The organism is Nonomuraea jabiensis, assembly GCF_014204795.1.
Taxonomy (GTDB): Bacteria; Actinomycetota; Actinomycetes; order Streptosporangiales; family Streptosporangiaceae; genus Nonomuraea; species Nonomuraea jabiensis.
In genome coordinates, this window is sequence record NZ_JACHMB010000001.1 from 5,477,759 (window position 1) to 5,492,754 (window position 14,996).

Consider the following 14,996-nt stretch of genomic DNA (forward strand, 5'->3'; position numbering starts at 1 on the left):
TCGCCCGGAGACGTCCGCGTCCGATATATCAGACGGGCATGCTGTACGTGACTCTGAACCGGTCGCCTGGAACGACGATGTCGCTCGTCTCGACGGGACGGTCACCTGCCCAGTGGGTGCGTTCGATGTGCAGTACGTGAACGCCGGCCGCCAGATCGAGCGCGTCGCTCTCCGCGGGGCGCGGAACCCGCGAGTGCACGCTCTCGACGACTTCGGTGATCTTTATGCCGTGCGCGTACATCCTGGCGACCAGGCTCCGCCGCTCCTCCTCGGAGTGGGGGGTGAACTCCAGCGGTTCGTACGACGTGGCGAGCTGCAGCGGTCTGCCCTCGCCGCGAAAGATGTAGTGCGTTCTGGTCAGCGTGGTCGACTCGCTGAGGCGCAGGCGTCTGGCGATGTCGGGCCCCGCTTCGGTGGGTTCGCTGTGCCAGTCCCATGTCACGCGTCTGCCCTGTGACTGCAGGTCGGCCGCGAACGGGGCAGGGTGATCGAGAAAGCGCCATCGGTAGAGCGGGGTCAGGTCGGGGCGTTCCCTGACGTAATGGCCCGAGCCCACGCGGCCGATGATGAGGCCCTCGCTCGCGAGCACGCGCAGCGCGTGCCGGGCAGCGGTCTCTCCGACCTGATATTTACGGGTCAGCTGCGCTCGTGATGGGATCGGCGCGCCGGGGGGAAGGGTGCCGTCGGTGATCTGCCGCCGAATGTCTTCGACGACACGCAGGTAGACCGGATCTGAGGTGGCCACTAGTCCATCCCTGGGGGTTCGTGTGAGGCGTTGCCCCATGTTGCCGTATTCGGCAGGTAACCGACCGTCATCGATGGGCGTTGGAGCCCCAACTTTGCGATGGCAGAAAATTATCGGAGAAACCCTGTAACGCCGGTGTAAGAGGGGCCGATTCTCCGGTAGAGGTCGTCGATGTGTGTACCCCCGAGCACATATCGGCGGCCTCTTCCAATTTGCGCACCTGCGGCCGCGGCGGCGCCCTGACCAGCCGCTGACCTGGCCCTTTAAGGGCATCCGCACCGTCCGGCCGACACCTCGCCGGTCGAGACCTACACGGACTGCGGAGCTGCCTGAGTGATCTTGACGTGAGGTGCCTGCCTGCACGTTACCTCGCGAGGCGCGCGATGGGCAGGACTTCAAAACGAGCGGTGGGTGCGCTTTCGCGCGGGGTGTGCAGCTGTTTGAGTCCGCCGGTGGCTGTGGCTTGGAACGCGGTGGCTGCGGGCCCGAGTTGAGTCGGCCTGGCTGGTGAGGCGGTGACTGGGTGCTGCTGGGTGGCGGGCTGCCTTGTGAGGCATGCGATGGGCGGGCTGTCGAGGCCCACGATGGCCGGCGATGCCCGGTTGAGGCGCCTTGCTGGTGAGTTGTTGGCTGGTGAGCGCCTGCGGCGGGAGCTGTTGTCATGCGGGGCCTGCGGTCGGAGTGGGTAGCCGCCCACGTCAGCGCTCCTGGCGACTGACCACCAGGCGCAAGTGGTCTTCTGGTCTCACCGCGGAGTGGCCGTACCTCACTGGGCCACTTTTCCCTAAGTTGGTGGTGCTGACTCCGACATAGATCACTCTCCGGGGCATATCGCGCAGCGCCGTGCCAAGCCACAGCTGACCTGTGCTCCTCAGAGATGTCCAAGCAAGAGGAACTTTCATGATCGACATAGGCAAGCTCCTTCCATCCGATCGGGATGTCTGGGAGGACTTGTTCCGCGCGTACATCGACTTCTATCAGCGGATCGAACCGGACAAGATGTACGACCGCGCATGGCAGGAGTTCCAGGCGGACACCCGCCTGCACGCGTTCGGGGCGAAATTGGACGGCAGGCTCGTCGGCATCACGCACTTCTTCACCCACGCGAACACCTCAGCGCCCGACACCAACGTCTGTTACCTCCAGGACCTGTTCACCGCTCCAGACGTCCGAGGCAGAGGCGTGGCTCGCGCGCTGATCGAAGCTGTGACCGCCTGGGCCCGAGAGCGCGGCTGCTCCCGCGTGTACTGGAACACGCACGAGTCGAACGCGACAGCACGCCGCTTGTACGACAAGGTGGCTGAGAATCGAGGATTCATCAAATACCAGATCGAACTGTCGTAGCAGTAGCCTCTCGAGGTGACGGGGTCACCGTGCGCAGCCGGGCTCGCCCTCGGAGCTGGGGGAGCGTAACGGCCGCTGCGCTCCTCTGAGGCGTCCGCCGGGGCGAGAATGTCTCGCAACCGCCAGATGCGGCTTCCCTCCAGAGTGAGGGGCGTGGGCTGACGGGGGGTACGCACCGGATCACCGAAACCGCCGGCCGCTCGGCCGGCTGGGCGCTGCGGCCGGAACCGCCACCTGCGGCTTGGTGTGGTTTTAATGGTCGTATGCGGCCTGGCAGGTACTTTGGCTGCGGGGGAATGTCGGGTAGCCGGTGCTGTCATCGGCTGTGACGGTGGGATTCGGCACACTATGCGATCCGACAGGTGTTCGGTTGCGGTGGGAAGGCACGGCAGTCCGTTCTCCTTTTCGGCTGCGACAGCAAGACGTAGGGCTCTTTGTGGCCTGATGGGTGCTTTGGACGCTGCGGCGAGATCCGGCACCACGCGTGACCGCCATTCGGGCTTGCTGGTCAGGCGCGGGGCCCCGCCTGGCCGCCGTACGGGCGTGGCGGGCCGGCGTGATGCGCGGCGTGGCTTGATGGGTGCGGTCGCTGTAACCTGGCGATCAGTGGAGCAGGTGCCGATGCAAGGTGAGATGGATGTCGTCGTCAGGGAAGGCTCTGAGATGCCCGCGAAAGGGGGCAAAAAGCGGCTCCAGGCAGGCAAAGCGGGGTGGCGGCGTCCAATGGATTTCTGAATCCAGGTAGCGTTCGCACTATGGCATCGCCAACTGGAACCACAGACGCGCCCTTCGGCCGCATGTTGACCGCCATGGTCACGCCGTTCACTCCTGACGGCGAGGTCGATTATGTGGCCGTGCGACGTCTTGCCGCCTATCTGGTGGACGAGCAGCACAACGACGGCTTGATCGTCAACGGGACGACCGGTGAGTCGCCCACCACGTCGGACGAGGAGAAGCAGCGCATCGTCAGCGCCGTTCTCGAGGCGGTAGGCGATCGCGCGACTGTGGTCGCAGGGGCGGGCACCAACGACACCCGCCACAGTGTCGAGCTCGCGAAGCAGGCGGCACGTGCGGGCGCGCACGGTCTGCTGGTGGTGACGCCCTACTACAACAAGCCCCCTCAGGAGGGGCTGTACCAGCACTTCACCGCCGTCGCCGACGCGACCGATCTTCCGGTGATGTTGTACGACATTCCGGGACGCAGTGGTGTGCCGATCAAGACCGAGACTCTGCTGAGGCTGGCGCAGCACGAACGCATCGTGGCCGTCAAGGACGCCAAGGGTGATCTGTTCGCCGCCAGCCAGGTGATGAGCGCGACCGATCTGGCGTTCTACTCCGGCGACGACCTGCTCAACCTGGCCTGGCTCTCCCTGGGGGCGGCCGGGTTCGTCAGCGTCGTCGGCCACGTGGTGGGCGCCGAGCTGGCGCGGATGATCCGCCTCCACAAGAACGGTGAGGTCTCCCAGGCCCTGGCCGTACACAGCCAGGTGGCCCCCGTGGTAGACGGGATCATGCTGCGCGCCGGTGGCGCGATCATGGCAAAGGCGGCACTGAGCATGGTGGGCGTACCGGTGGGTTCGGTACGACTGCCGCTCGTGGACGCGACAGAGACGCAAATCGCCGAGCTGCGTGCTTGCCTGGTAGCCGGCGGGGTGAAGTTGACAGACGCATAGGAACGGGGAGGAACCGGGAGTTTTGAGAACACGATCTGACCGTGGGGGCCAGGCATGAGCCATCCGCATCCTGAGCTTGGTCCCCCGCCGGTGCTGCCTGACGGCGGCTTGCGCATCGTCGCGCTCGGCGGATTGGGGGAGATCGGCAGGAACATGGCCGTCTTCGAATACGACGGCCGCCTGCTGATCGTCGACTGCGGGGTGCTTTTCCCCGAGCCCGATCAGCCGGGCGTCGACCTCATCCTGCCCGACTTCGAATACATCAGGGACCGGCTCGACGACGTCGAAGCCGTGGTGCTCACGCACGCTCACGAAGACCACATCGGGGCGGTGCCATACCTGCTGCGCGAGCGGCGCGATATCCCGCTCATCGGATCGAAGCTCACGCTTGCCCTGATCGAGGCCAAGCTCACCGAGCACAGGATCCAACCGACCAAACTCGAGGTCGTCGAGGGAGAACGGCACACCTTCGGGCCGTTCGACTGCGAGTTCCTCGCGGTCAACCACTCGATCCCCGACGCACTGGCCGTCGCCATCAGGACGCCTGCGGGCATAGTCCTGCACACCGGCGACTTCCGCATGGACCAGTTGCCGAGCGACGGCCGCCTCACCGACCTCGGCGGTTTCGCCAGGCTCGGCACCGAGGGCGTCGACCTGCTGATGTCCGACTCGACCAACGCCGAAGTACCAGGGTTCGTCACCAGCGAACGCGAGATCGGGCCGGTCATCGACGAGGTGATCCGTACCTCCGAACAGCGGGTCATCGTGGCCAGCTTCGCCTCGCACGTGCACCGCATTCAGCAGGTGATGGACGCGGCCGCCAAGCACCGCCGCAAGGTGGCGCTGGTCGGACGTTCGATGGTCCGCAACATGGGCGTGGCCCGCGACCTGGGTTATCTCAAGGTGCCGCCGGAGCTGATCGTCGACTCGCGTGACATCGAGGAGTGGCCGCCGCAGGACGTGGTGCTCATCTGCACCGGCTCTCAAGGCGAGCCCATGGCCGCGCTGTCCAGGATGGCCAACCGCGATCATCCGATCCGCATCGCCGAGGGCGACACCGTACTCCTGGCCTCGTCGCTGGTTCCGGGGAACGAGACCGCGGTCAACAAGGTGATCAACGGACTGACCAGGTGGGGCGCCCGCGTCGTGCACAAGGGCAACGCCAAGGTGCACGTCTCCGGCCACGCGGCCGCCGGCGAACTCCTGTACGTGCTCAACCTGACCCGCCCGTCGAACTTCATGCCCGTTCACGGTGAGTGGCGTCATTTGCGTGCGCACGCCAAGCTGGCCGCCCTCACGGGCGTGCCCGAGGACCACATCGTGATCGCCGAGGACGGCGTCGTGGTGGACCTGGTCGACGGCCGGGCGAAGATCGTCGGTGCGGTTCACGCCGGGTACGTCTACGTCGATGGCTCGTCGGTGGGCGAGATCACCGACACCTCGCTGAAGGACCGCAGGATCCTCGGCGACGAGGGGTTCATCTCGGTGGTCGTCGTGGTCGACTCCAACACGGGCAAGCTCACCGCCGGCCCCGAGATCCACGCGCGTGGTTCCGGCATCGACCCCGCCCAGTTCGAGGAGTTCATCCCGCAGATTCAGCGAGCTCTCGAGGAGAAGGCCGCGGACGGGGTGGTCGACATGCAGGAGATCCGGCGGGTGGTCCGCCGTACGGTGGGACGCTGGGTAAGCGACACCTACCGCCGCCGCCCCATGATCATCCCTGTGGTCCTGGAGGTCTGAGCCCTCCCACGGTACGGCAGGCGCGTTCGTCTGCCGTACCCCTGGGGGAGCAGGGTGTGGGACGTACATCCGCGCATGTCGCCTGGTCGGTCGGGAGGCCGGCGGAAGGCCGGGCGTTTCGCTTTGTGCCTTGGTCATGTCCCTACTACTGCTCCGGCCGTCCTTGCACTCGCGAGCGGGACCGGTGGCTTTGGTGCTGGTGGGCGTCCCAAGGGGTCGGCAGGAACCGTGCCTGCGAAGGAACGGCGACGTTACGAGCGACCCGATTCGTTGGGCGTTGCTGGCTGTCGGAGACGGTTGGGCTCGCTTGGCGCTTTTACGCGAGGCAAGCCGACGGCGCGCGCTGGTCGGACCGGATGCCGGGGACGAGTGGTCCTTCTCGGTTCGCAAGGTGACAGTGAGTCCATGGATCCTGCCGGCGCCTTCGCGTTCGGTGAACAGGCATGCTCGCTTGGCCTGTGGTGCCGCTGCGACGGTGTTGCGGCGTACCTCCGGGAGACCGCTGATGCGGCGGATAAGTTGCCAAGCGAGTCTGAGCCGGGAAGTGGCGCTCGGCCTGATGTGGTCTTGGGGCGGTCGCATCGAGGGCTCCGGGGTGGACATCTCAGGCGTCTTTCCGATTTGCCAGCCATATCGCCGCTGCCAAGGGGAGCACTGCGTGCGTGGCCAGGACTGTGGCAGCTGCGGGGGATAGGAGGGAGCCGTTTGCTGATGTGGTGTTGTGGTGGTGGCGTCGAAGGCTTCGGGGTGGACATCTCAGGCGTCTCGTCGGCCTACCAGCCATATGGCCACTGCCAAGGGGAGCGCTGCGTACGCGATCAGCACCGCGGCGGCCGCTGCGGGAGATAGGAGCGAGCCGTATACCGAGGTATTGATCAGGTCGCCAGTGATCTCGCGGGGAAGTGCGCCGATCATCACAGAGCCGAGACGTTCACTCCATGGCTCCGGGATGTTGCCAATGATTATGGGGATCACGTAGACGAGGCCGGCCAAGGAGGCGATCGAGGCGGCGGTCGAGCGGAAGAGCGCGCCCAAGCCCAAGCCGAGCAGCGCGAACGTGGGCACTGTGAGACTAATGGCAGTGAGGAGCGGCAGCCGGTCCGTGAAAGCGTCGGTGTACGCGCCGGAGAAGCGGTCGCCGATCACCCATCGGGTGACGAAGTAGGTGCCGAAGACTGTCACCAAGCCGATGATCAGACCCAGCGTGCCGACAATGGCGGATTTGGCGACGAGGACGGGCCAACGGCGCGGGACGATGGTCAAGCTCGTTCTGATCAAGCCGGTCACGTATTCGGAAGTGATGGCAAGCGTGCCCAGGATGCCCATGCACAGTTGGGGCACGATCACGATGACCTCCTCCAGGTCTGCGATCCGAGCGCCGGGTCGCTGGGCGGCGGGGGCGGTGTCGTACATGTTGGCGGCCATCACGGCGAGCGCGAACCCCAAGACAACCGTGCCGAGGCTGAGGCTGACAATCAGGTGCGTGGAGCGGAGGGAACGTACCTTCAGCCATTCCGAGGTGAGAACGCTCATGCTTGCGTCCGCTCTGAGCTCAGGATGCCGATGGGGGTAGCCATTCTTTGGATGAGTGAGGTCATGTGGGGTGGGTCCGTTCGTTAGGGAAATGCTTCGTTATGCCTGTGTCTGAGGCAGGAGCGTGCGTGTGGCCTTGCGTTCCCAGGGCCGTTGCCGTGGTGTGGGGAACGTTCGGTTAGGTGATGGTGAGGACGCTCGTGCGGCCGTGGTTCTTGCGCTTGCTGAAGACGCTTGAGCGAGGGCATGCCGTCAGCTCCGCTGGGGGCTCTCAGACCCGTGGCTCTTTGCGCTGTTGGGGGATGCTCATACAAGCGTCCCTTCGTGGGCAGAAGTCGTGCTTCCCGCTGTTGCTGCGGCTGGGGCATTCACGGTGCTTGGTGTGAGGATGCTTGAAGGGTTGTGCACCTGAGGGTGAGAGCGTTCGTTTAACTGGCTGCTCATGTGGTGAGAGCGGGCTTTGCTGTCCTTGCTGTCCTTGCTCCAGTGCTTGGAGCGGGCTTCGCTGTTCGCACTCCAGCAGCGACAATGGCCTCGCGGCCTGCGCTTCGTGGTGAGAATGCGTCTGTGGTTGCTCGAGCGTGACGTGGGGGCCGCTCGTGTCGCTCCTGCTGCTGGATGCTCCCTGCGGCATTTCGGTTCACATGGGGGTGCCTGCATGAGCGTTTGTTTGGGGCTGACGGCGCTCTATAGCTGCTTGTCTCGTTTTGTGTGGTGGCGGTGCTGGTGATCGTCATGGAAAGGGATGGGAGGGCTCAGACATCTCTTCGGTTGAGTTGGTGGTAGCCGATGGCGAGGGCGACGAGGGGGTAGGCGAGGAGGGCGGCTAATGCGGCCCAGGGAGGCAGGAGACCGTCACCCAAGCGTGAGGAGAGGCGCTGGTCGGCTATTTGGGGGACGAGGTTCGGTAGGAGGAGCGTGGCCACGCGGGTGTTCCAGGGTGGGGGCAAGTAGTTGACGACACCTGGTAGCACGAACAGCAACGCAACGATCGAGACGATTGCTCCCGCTGTTGAGCGGATCGCGGTGCCGAGGCCGAGGCCTACCAATGCCAGGGCAGTCACCGAAAGGCCGGAGGCGAGCAGCATGGGTAGGTCGTCGGTGATCGAGGTGTTGTTGAAGCCCAGCTTGTGACCGCTCGCTATCAAGCGGCTCGCCGAATAGGTGACCAGGAGAACGGCGTTCGCGGCTGTCAACGTGGCCAGGCCGACGATGCCGGCCTTGGCCAGAAGTAAGGTGTCGCGTTTCGGGACGGCGATCAGACTGGTGCTGATCGTGCCCGTGGCGTACTCGGAGGTGATCGCGAGCACGCCCAGCACCGCCAGGCTGATCTGGACGAGCGGAAGGAAGCCCTGTTCTGGAGCCGCTGCCCGCAGCTCGCCTCGCTCGTCGGCCAGGCCGCTCACGTAGAGGGTCCATGCCGCGCCCAGCAGCACTGTGAGGGCCGCCGTACCCAACGTCTGGTAAGTAGAGGTCACTGAGCGCAGCTTCAGCCATTCGGCGGCGAGGACCGCTTTCATCGGGACGCTCCGTACTGCACGCTGCCGGCGGTCAGGGCCATGTAGGCGTCTTCGAGCGAGGGATAGTGCGCTGTCAGCTCCGTGACGGTGGCCTCGGCGATCAGCTTGCCTCGGCCTACGATGATGATGCGCTCCGCGGTGAGGGCCATCTCGCTCATCAGATGGCTGGAGAGCAGGATCGTGCGCCCTTCTGCGGCCAGAGAGCGCATGAGGTCGCGGATCCAGCGAACGCCATCTGGGTCCAGACCGTTCACCGGCTCGTCGAACATCAACACGGCTGGATCGCCGAGCAGCGCCGACGCGATGCCGAGGCGCTGTTTCATGCCGAGTGAGAACCCGCCCACCCGTTTTCGGGCCACGCCTGCCAGGCCGACCTGGTCGAGCACCTCGGCCACCCGCGTAGGGCCGATGTCATTGGTGCGGGCCAGGGACAGCAGGTGGTTGTAGGCGCTGCGGCCGCCGTGGACGGCACCCGCGTCGAGGAGGGCGCCCACCTCGTGCATCGGCTTGGCGATCGACGTGTATCGGCGCCCGTTGACCAGCGCCTGGCCGGAGGTCGGGGCGTCGAGGCCGAGGATCAGGCGCATCGTGGTGGACTTGCCCGCGCCGTTGGGGCCGAGGAAGCCGGTCACGTGACCCGGCTCGACCTTGAACGACAGGTCGTCCACGGCGAGGGTGCCGCCGTAGCGCTTCGTGAGGTGCTGGAGTTCGATCACGCCGTAAAGAATGCGGGACGGCGGGCCGCCAGCGCGTCGGACCACGGTTCGAATCTCAAGGTCAGACCCTGGGTTGACGTGAGGAGGCAGCCGCAGCGGCTACCGTTCAACGCGTGAACGACACCCATCCCTTCTTCGCCAGGCGATTGAGCCGTAGCCAGCTGATCATGCTCGATCTGGCAGCGGGGATGTGCTTTGCCTTTGTTTCTTTCACGGTGGCGGTGAACGCCACCGCGCTGCCGCCCTGGATGAGGATCGCCATCCCTTTCTGGCTCGGGCTGCCGCTGGGGCTGCGAAGACTATGGCCGCTGCCCGTCTTCTGCTTCACGCTTGTGGTCGCCGTCTTCGCCGCGCTGGTCGACGCCGTGGGATTCGCCTACCTCGCGCCCGCGTACGCCCTTTATATAATCGCCCTCTCCGACAGATTCGGGGCTGTGGTCCCGACCACGGCCATCGGCGTATCGAGCCTGGTCACGGTCCTCGGCCTGGCTCTAGCAGGTGCGCCGCGTGACACCGCTCCGGGATGGCTGTTGCATCTTGACCAGCCACTCATGGGGATCGCAGCGCTGGGCGGCGCTTGGACGGTCGGCCGGGCCGTGCAGGAGCGCCGGCTCTACGCGGCCCGCGACGCTGAGCGGTTGGCGGCACAGGCGGTGACGGACGAGCGTTTACGGATCGCTCGCGAGCTGCACGATGTGGTCACGCACAGCGTGGGATTGATCGCCGTCAAGGCCGGCGTGGCCAATCACGTGATGGCGACCAGGCCGGACGAGGCGCATGACGCGCTGCGTGTGATCGAGACGGCCAGCCGGAGCGCGCTGGTTGAGATGCGCTATTTGCTCGGTGTGCTTCGATCTTCGTCCAAACCCGACCTTGTCCCCGCGCCTGGCCTGGCGGGGATCGAAGGGCTGGTGGCGCAGGCTCGGCTGGCTGGGGTCGAGGTCAGGCTCGAGGTACGGATCGGGAACGACGATGGAGGCGTAGAAGGGGACCCCGAAAGGCGAGGGCGGATCCCTGAGGGTGTGGGGTTGTCGGTTTATCGCATCGTGCAGGAAGCGCTGACGAATGTCATCAAACATGCCGCCCGCGCTCGCTGCCGGGTGTCCGTGGTCGCCGATGGTACGAAAGTGCGGATCGAGGTGGTGGATGACGGGACTGGCGGTCGTACGTCGTCTGCTGCCGGCACCGGGCATGGTCTGATCGGGATGCGGGAGCGGGTCATGATGTACGGCGGGACGTTTGAAGCCGGGCGTCTTTCTGGACGAGGGTTTCGTGTTTTCGCCGAATTGCCTTATGAGGAGGTCCCATGATCCGGGTCGTTATCGCCGACGATCAGGCATTGCTCAGGGGAAGCTTTCGAGTGCTCGTGGACTCCGAGCCGGATCTGGCTGTCGTCGGTGAGGCGTCCACTGGAGTGGAGGCTGTTACTGTTGCTTTGGAGCAGCGGCCGGATGTCGTGCTTATGGACGTTCGAATGCCTGAAATGGATGGAATTGAGGCTGCTCGGCGCCTCCGGGATGTTTCGCGAGTGCTGGTCGTGACGATGTTCGACCTCGATTCTTACGTCTATGATGCACTGAGGGCCGGGGCTAGCGGATTCTTGCTGAAGGACACGCCGCCGGCGGATTTGCTCGCCGCTATCCGCGTGGTCGCGAGTGGGGAAGCTTTGTTGGCGCCTACGGTTACGCGCAGGTTGATTGAGGAATTCACGCGTACGCCTGTTCTGCCGCGGGTGAAGGGGTTGGACGGGGTTACGGAGCGGGAGCGCGAAGTCCTGATGTTGATCGCGCGGGGCCTGTCCAATGGGGAGATCGCGGAATATCTTCAGGTGAGCTTGGCTACGGTGAAGACTCATATCACCCGGTTGCTGGCCAAGCTGGAGGCCCGAGATCGGGCGCAGCTTGTTATCGCGGCGTATGAAAGTGGACTCGTTTCTGCTGCAGGCTAAATTCGTGCACATCGGTGCCGAGTTTCGGGGTTGATGCTGGAGTTGTCAGCGTTTTGTTAGCGCGATATTGGGGGCCTTGCGCGAGGAATTGGCCAAGGTCTCGGGGGGTCTTGGATGACGCCATAGCGGGATGTGGCACGGTGGCGCGATATGGCGCAGTTGGCGAGATGTCGGGCAACTATGGGGGATCGGTTCTGCTGTGTCCCAGTAATGAGATGCGGCGATGCGGTGTATGCGGTGTGGAGCTGGGATGCGGCGCTGTGGTGTACGCGATGTGGCGGTGTGGACGCGACGCAGTGGTGGCGGGATGCCCTGTGGTGGTGGGATGTGGCGCTGTGGTGAGGCGTCCTGTGGTGGGGCGCGGCGCTGTGGTGGTGGGATGTGGCGCAGTGGTGGGACGCAGTGGGGGATGGGATGCGGCGGGATATGGCGTGGCAGTGGGATATGGCCGGGGCGTAACGGTGCGGGTTCTCGTGAGTTGGTGGGGTAAGGGCTGAGGTGATCAGGTGGTTTTGGCGAGCCACTCGAGGTGGGCGCCGCCGAATGGGCCCTTTCTGTGGCCTACTGCGTCGAGTAGCCAGCGGGCAGTGGCTTCTGCCTGGGTGATGAGCTCGGGGGGATAGCCCAGGAGGACCTGATGTTCGGCGAACTCGTCTTCGTCGTCGAGGATGAGCCGGCCGTCTCGCATCCTGATCACGTCGAGATCGAGGTCGAGCATCGTCACCTCACCGTCTCTCCATTCGGGGATGGTTGTGACGTCGACGTAGATCTCGCTCCGATGGGGTGGTGTGTTGAAGGACGCAGTCCACCAGGCGTTTCGAGGGAATAGCATGATCGCAGTGGTCTCCCACGTGACCGGTGGGCCTTCGCCCTTGCGGGCGACCGTTCCGCCGGGGATTTCCGCCCAGACTCCGTGTTCGTCCTCGCCCAGCAGTCGGCCGGGGTGGTTCCAGTGCAGCGCCCCGCCGTACTTTCGGTACACAATTCGCACATTGGTCACATATGGCAACTTAGCCGTGTGTGGGGCGCAACGCTCAAGGCCCCACGCATTGCGCAGGGCCCTGGTTTGTGGAGTTCGGTTCTCAGTGGGAATTCGGGTGGCTGGGTTTGCCGCGTTAGGGGTGCTGGCGTAGGGCCCCTGCGATGGCGGCCAAGCGCTGTGGGGAGGCCAGGCCGGCGTGGTACAGGTGAAACTCGGTCGCGCCTGCCTTGGCATAGGTACGGAGTTGGTCGGCCAGGACCGTGGCATCGGCCGGACGAGGGGGCAGGGCCAGGACGTAGGCACCAATTCGCTGGCCGGGAGTGGATAGGTCCTTGAGTTGGGCGAGGCGGGTGGCATCCGTGGCGGGGTCGCCCCAGCAGTTGGCCACCAGCACGTCTGCTCCCGGTTCGCCCGACGGCAGTGGTGCGAACGCGCCTGCTGCCCAGGGGTTCGGGTTCGCGTGCAGGGTGATGGGGGTGTTGGGGGCGGTCCTACGGGCGACGGCGATCAGGCGGTGGCGGAGAGAGTCGGACAGGCTTACGCGAACGGCGCGTACCTCGTCGGTCAGATCGCCGAGAGCCTGTTCGATCGTGAGTGGGTGAGTGTTGGGAGTCGCGGCGTTGGCCGTGAAGCTGCTGCCCCTGGTGCTGCTGACCCTGGTGGTGCTGCCCGTGGTGGGGGTGCCTGTGGTGGTGCTGCCCGTGGTAGTGGCGCTTCTGGTAGCGCCTGTGGCGATGGTGCCTGCGGCGGTGTCGGCCGTGGTCCTGCTGGCACTGGTTGTGCTGCCCCCGGCGGTGCTTTCGCTGGTGGTGGTGCTGGCGGGGGTGGCGGAGATGGAGCGTGTGGAGTGAGTTGTCGTGGGGGTGGCTGGTGAGGGTTGCGTGGGGTGGGTGCGGTCTATGGCGGCGCGGACCCTGTCTTGGGTGGCTGCGGGGTAGCGGTCGGCGCAGGCGGTGCAGAAGCACAGGGAGAGGAGGTCTGAGTCGGTGGGTGTCCAGTCCGCACCGGAGGTCTTCTCGTGGACGCTCTGGTGGCCGAAGCCCATGGGGCCGCAGGCTTCCAGGATGAGGCCGTCCGGCTCGCCTACCGTGAGGATCTCCTCGACCAGGCGTTCGCAGTACTCCAGGACGTCCTGGTGGGCGGGGCAGAGTGCGTACGGATACGGGTCGCCGAAGGCGTTGCGTACGACCAAGTCGGGATTCGCGGTGCCCAGGTGGGAGTTGTGAGTGAGGACGGTCCAGGCGTGCACCTGGAGGCCGACCGCCTTCAGAGCGTCTCGGGCCTGGAGGTATGCGTCCTCGGGGGTCCACGTGGGGGCCGCGGGGACCAGACGGGACCAGGACGACGGGCGGATCGGGAGGTAGAAGGCCGGATAGGGAACGTCGAGTACGCGGTGGGACGGGTGGTTAGGCGTGGCCGCTCTCGTCGAGTGGTAGCTCGCTGCCAGAGCTACCGCCTCCACGCCCAGGCCGGCCAGGCGGTCGGGGGCGGAAGGGTCGCCGACGATGTCCCAGGGGTAGACGTAGGCCACGTTCACCAGCGCGGTCTCCTTGTGGAAAAGGTGGGCTCGAAGCGTTGCATGTAACTCGTGTCGTCGCGGGCGGAGATCCCGCACTTCTCGTACTGCTCGTTCATGACGGCCAGCGCGTCCCGATCGAGCTCGACACCGAGGCCGGGGCCGGTGGGCACAGGGACGGCGCCGTTCACGAAGCGCAGGACGCCGGGCGCGACCACGTCCTGGCCATCCTGCCAGGGGGTGTGCGTGTCGCACGCGAACGTGAGGTTCGGGGTGGCGGCTGCCAAATGGGTCATGGCGGCCAGGCTGATCCCGAGATGGGAGTTGGAGTGCATGGACAGCGCCAGGCCGAATGTGTCGCACAAGGTGGCGACGTGCGCGGAACGTACGAGGCCGCCCCAGTAGTGGTGGTCGAGGAGGAGTACGCCGATCGCGCGGGATGCGATGGCGGGAGGGAGGTGTTCATGGGTGACCACGCACATGTTCGTGGCGAGCGGCATGGGGACGGCGGCGGCCACTTCCGCCATGCCGGAAATGCCGGGAGTGGGGTCCTCCAGGTATTGGAGGGTGCCTTCCAACTCCTGGCCCACGCGGATCGAGGTCTCGACCGTCCAAGCGGCGTTCGGATCCAGGCGGAGGGGCACCCCGGGGAATGCCTCGTGAAGCGCGCGGGTTGCGGCTATTTCCTGGTCGGGAGGGAAGACGCCGCCTTTGAGCTTGATGGACTCGAAGCCGTATTCCTTGATGAGGAGGGACGCTTGTTCTACGAGACCCGATTCGTCCAAGGCCGCGCCGAACCGGTCGGGGTCCTGGCCGGGGTGGCCCGCCCACTTGTAGAAGAGGTACGCACTGTACGGCACCGCATCCCGGACACGGCCGCCCAACAGGTCGCTCACCGGGACGCCGGCCGCCTTGCCCCGGATGTCGAGGCACGCCACCTCGAAGGGGGAGAAGACCCGGTCGATGCTCTTCTCCTTGGTGGCGACACCGGTCAGTCCGTGCAGGTCGGTCACCGTCTGACCGACGATCGCGCTGATCCGGGCGTACATCGTGTTCGTGGCGTGTACGTCGAGGCCGATCAGGGCCTGCGCGCACTCGCGTACCTTGCCCAGGTGCCCGAGGTCTCCATAGGTCTCCCCCAACCCGGTCAGGCCCTCATCGGTGACGACCTCGACAATGGTACGGAGGGCCCACGGCTCGTGGACTCCGGCGGCGTTCAGGAGTGGCGGATCCCGGAAGGCGACAGGGGTGACGTGAATCTGTCTGATGATCATTTAGA

General features: G+C 65.6%; 11 protein-coding genes and 1 pseudogene. 5 read left to right on the plus strand and 7 right to left on the minus strand.

What is annotated here, in order from left to right; genetic code table 11:
• Positions 1 to 28: 28 nt before the first annotated feature.
• Positions 29 to 745: a GntR family transcriptional regulator gene (locus tag HD596_RS25340; protein ID WP_185071807.1), complete on the minus strand. Its 717-nt coding sequence runs from the start codon at positions 743 to 745 to the stop codon at positions 29 to 31.
• 900 nt (positions 746 to 1,645) lie between these two features.
• Between HD596_RS25340 and HD596_RS25345 the strand changes: the two genes are divergently transcribed.
• The 3 genes from HD596_RS25345 to HD596_RS25355 all read left to right on the plus strand — a co-directional run bounded on the left by HD596_RS25345 (position 1,646) and on the right by HD596_RS25355 (position 5,502).
• Positions 1,646 to 2,089, plus strand: coding sequence for a GNAT family N-acetyltransferase (locus HD596_RS25345; RefSeq protein WP_185071808.1), 444 nt, complete (start codon positions 1,646 to 1,648; stop codon positions 2,087 to 2,089).
• Between the two features lie 755 nt (positions 2,090 to 2,844).
• A complete protein-coding gene (gene dapA / locus HD596_RS25350; RefSeq protein WP_185071809.1) occupies positions 2,845 to 3,762 on the plus strand; it encodes a 4-hydroxy-tetrahydrodipicolinate synthase in 918 nt (305 codons plus the stop codon).
• A 54-nt stretch (positions 3,763 to 3,816) separates the two neighbouring features.
• Positions 3,817 to 5,502, plus strand: a complete 1,686-nt coding sequence (locus HD596_RS25355) for a ribonuclease J (RefSeq protein WP_185071810.1) — start codon at positions 3,817 to 3,819, stop codon at positions 5,500 to 5,502.
• Between the two features lie 756 nt (positions 5,503 to 6,258).
• On the opposite strand, the gene HD596_RS25360 is transcribed toward HD596_RS25355, so the two are convergent.
• The 3 genes and pseudogenes from HD596_RS25360 to HD596_RS25370 form a co-directional block, all read right to left on the minus strand.
• On the minus strand, positions 6,259 to 7,035 hold the full coding sequence (locus HD596_RS25360; protein ID WP_185071811.1) for an ABC transporter permease subunit: 777 nt from the start codon (positions 7,033 to 7,035) through the stop codon (positions 6,259 to 6,261).
• A gap of 755 nt (positions 7,036 to 7,790) precedes the next feature.
• Positions 7,791 to 8,555 carry a DUF2705 family protein gene (locus HD596_RS25365; protein ID WP_185071812.1) on the minus strand — a complete coding sequence of 255 codons (765 nt, stop codon included), beginning with the start codon at positions 8,553 to 8,555 and terminating at the stop codon, positions 7,791 to 7,793.
• A gap of 68 nt (positions 8,556 to 8,623) precedes the next feature.
• Positions 8,624 to 9,271: pseudogene (locus HD596_RS25370) on the minus strand (ABC transporter ATP-binding protein); the annotation flags it as partial.
• A 113-nt stretch (positions 9,272 to 9,384) separates the two neighbouring features.
• On the opposite strand from HD596_RS25370, the gene HD596_RS64890 reads away from it, so the two are divergent.
• Positions 9,385 to 10,581 (plus strand): sensor histidine kinase, encoded by a 1,197-nt coding sequence (locus tag HD596_RS64890; protein WP_221519509.1) that lies wholly within the window; start codon positions 9,385 to 9,387, stop codon positions 10,579 to 10,581.
• Positions 10,578 to 11,219, plus strand: coding sequence for a response regulator (locus HD596_RS25380; protein WP_185071814.1), 642 nt, complete (start codon positions 10,578 to 10,580; stop codon positions 11,217 to 11,219). Before HD596_RS64890 ends, HD596_RS25380 begins: the two co-directional genes overlap by 4 nt.
• Before the next feature lie 502 nt (positions 11,220 to 11,721).
• Here HD596_RS25380 and HD596_RS62035 read toward each other — a convergent pair.
• From HD596_RS62035 to HD596_RS25395, 3 genes are all read right to left on the minus strand, one after another.
• Positions 11,722 to 12,219 carry a DUF402 domain-containing protein gene (locus tag HD596_RS62035; protein WP_313044685.1) on the minus strand — a complete coding sequence of 166 codons (498 nt, stop codon included), beginning with the start codon at positions 12,217 to 12,219 and terminating at the stop codon, positions 11,722 to 11,724.
• Positions 12,220 to 12,334: 115 nt separating this feature from the next.
• Positions 12,335 to 13,738, minus strand: a complete 1,404-nt coding sequence (locus HD596_RS25390; RefSeq protein ID WP_185071816.1) for a glycoside hydrolase family protein — start codon at positions 13,736 to 13,738, stop codon at positions 12,335 to 12,337.
• Positions 13,735 to 14,991, minus strand: a complete 1,257-nt coding sequence (locus HD596_RS25395; protein WP_185071817.1) for a glucarate dehydratase family protein — start codon at positions 14,989 to 14,991, stop codon at positions 13,735 to 13,737. Before HD596_RS25395 ends, HD596_RS25390 begins: the two co-directional genes overlap by 4 nt.
• Positions 14,992 to 14,996: the final 5 nt, after the last annotated feature.

Excerpts from the sequence above, each read along its gene's own strand:
- dapA (WP_185071809.1), top strand. The coding sequence starts at position 2,845 with ATGGCATCGCCAACTGGAACCACAGACGCGCCCTTCGGCCGCATGTTG.
- HD596_RS25345 (WP_185071808.1), top strand. The coding sequence starts at position 1,646 with ATGATCGACATAGGCAAGCTCCTTCCATCCGATCGGGATGTCTGGGAG.
- HD596_RS25395 (WP_185071817.1), bottom strand. The coding sequence starts at position 14,991 with ATGATCATCAGACAGATTCACGTCACCCCTGTCGCCTTCCGGGATCCG.
- HD596_RS25365 (WP_185071812.1), bottom strand. The coding sequence starts at position 8,555 with ATGAAAGCGGTCCTCGCCGCCGAATGGCTGAAGCTGCGCTCAGTGACC.
- HD596_RS25380 (WP_185071814.1), top strand. The coding sequence starts at position 10,578 with ATGATCCGGGTCGTTATCGCCGACGATCAGGCATTGCTCAGGGGAAGC.
- HD596_RS25355 (WP_185071810.1), top strand. The coding sequence starts at position 3,817 with ATGAGCCATCCGCATCCTGAGCTTGGTCCCCCGCCGGTGCTGCCTGAC.
- HD596_RS25360 (WP_185071811.1), bottom strand. The coding sequence starts at position 7,035 with ATGAGCGTTCTCACCTCGGAATGGCTGAAGGTACGTTCCCTCCGCTCC.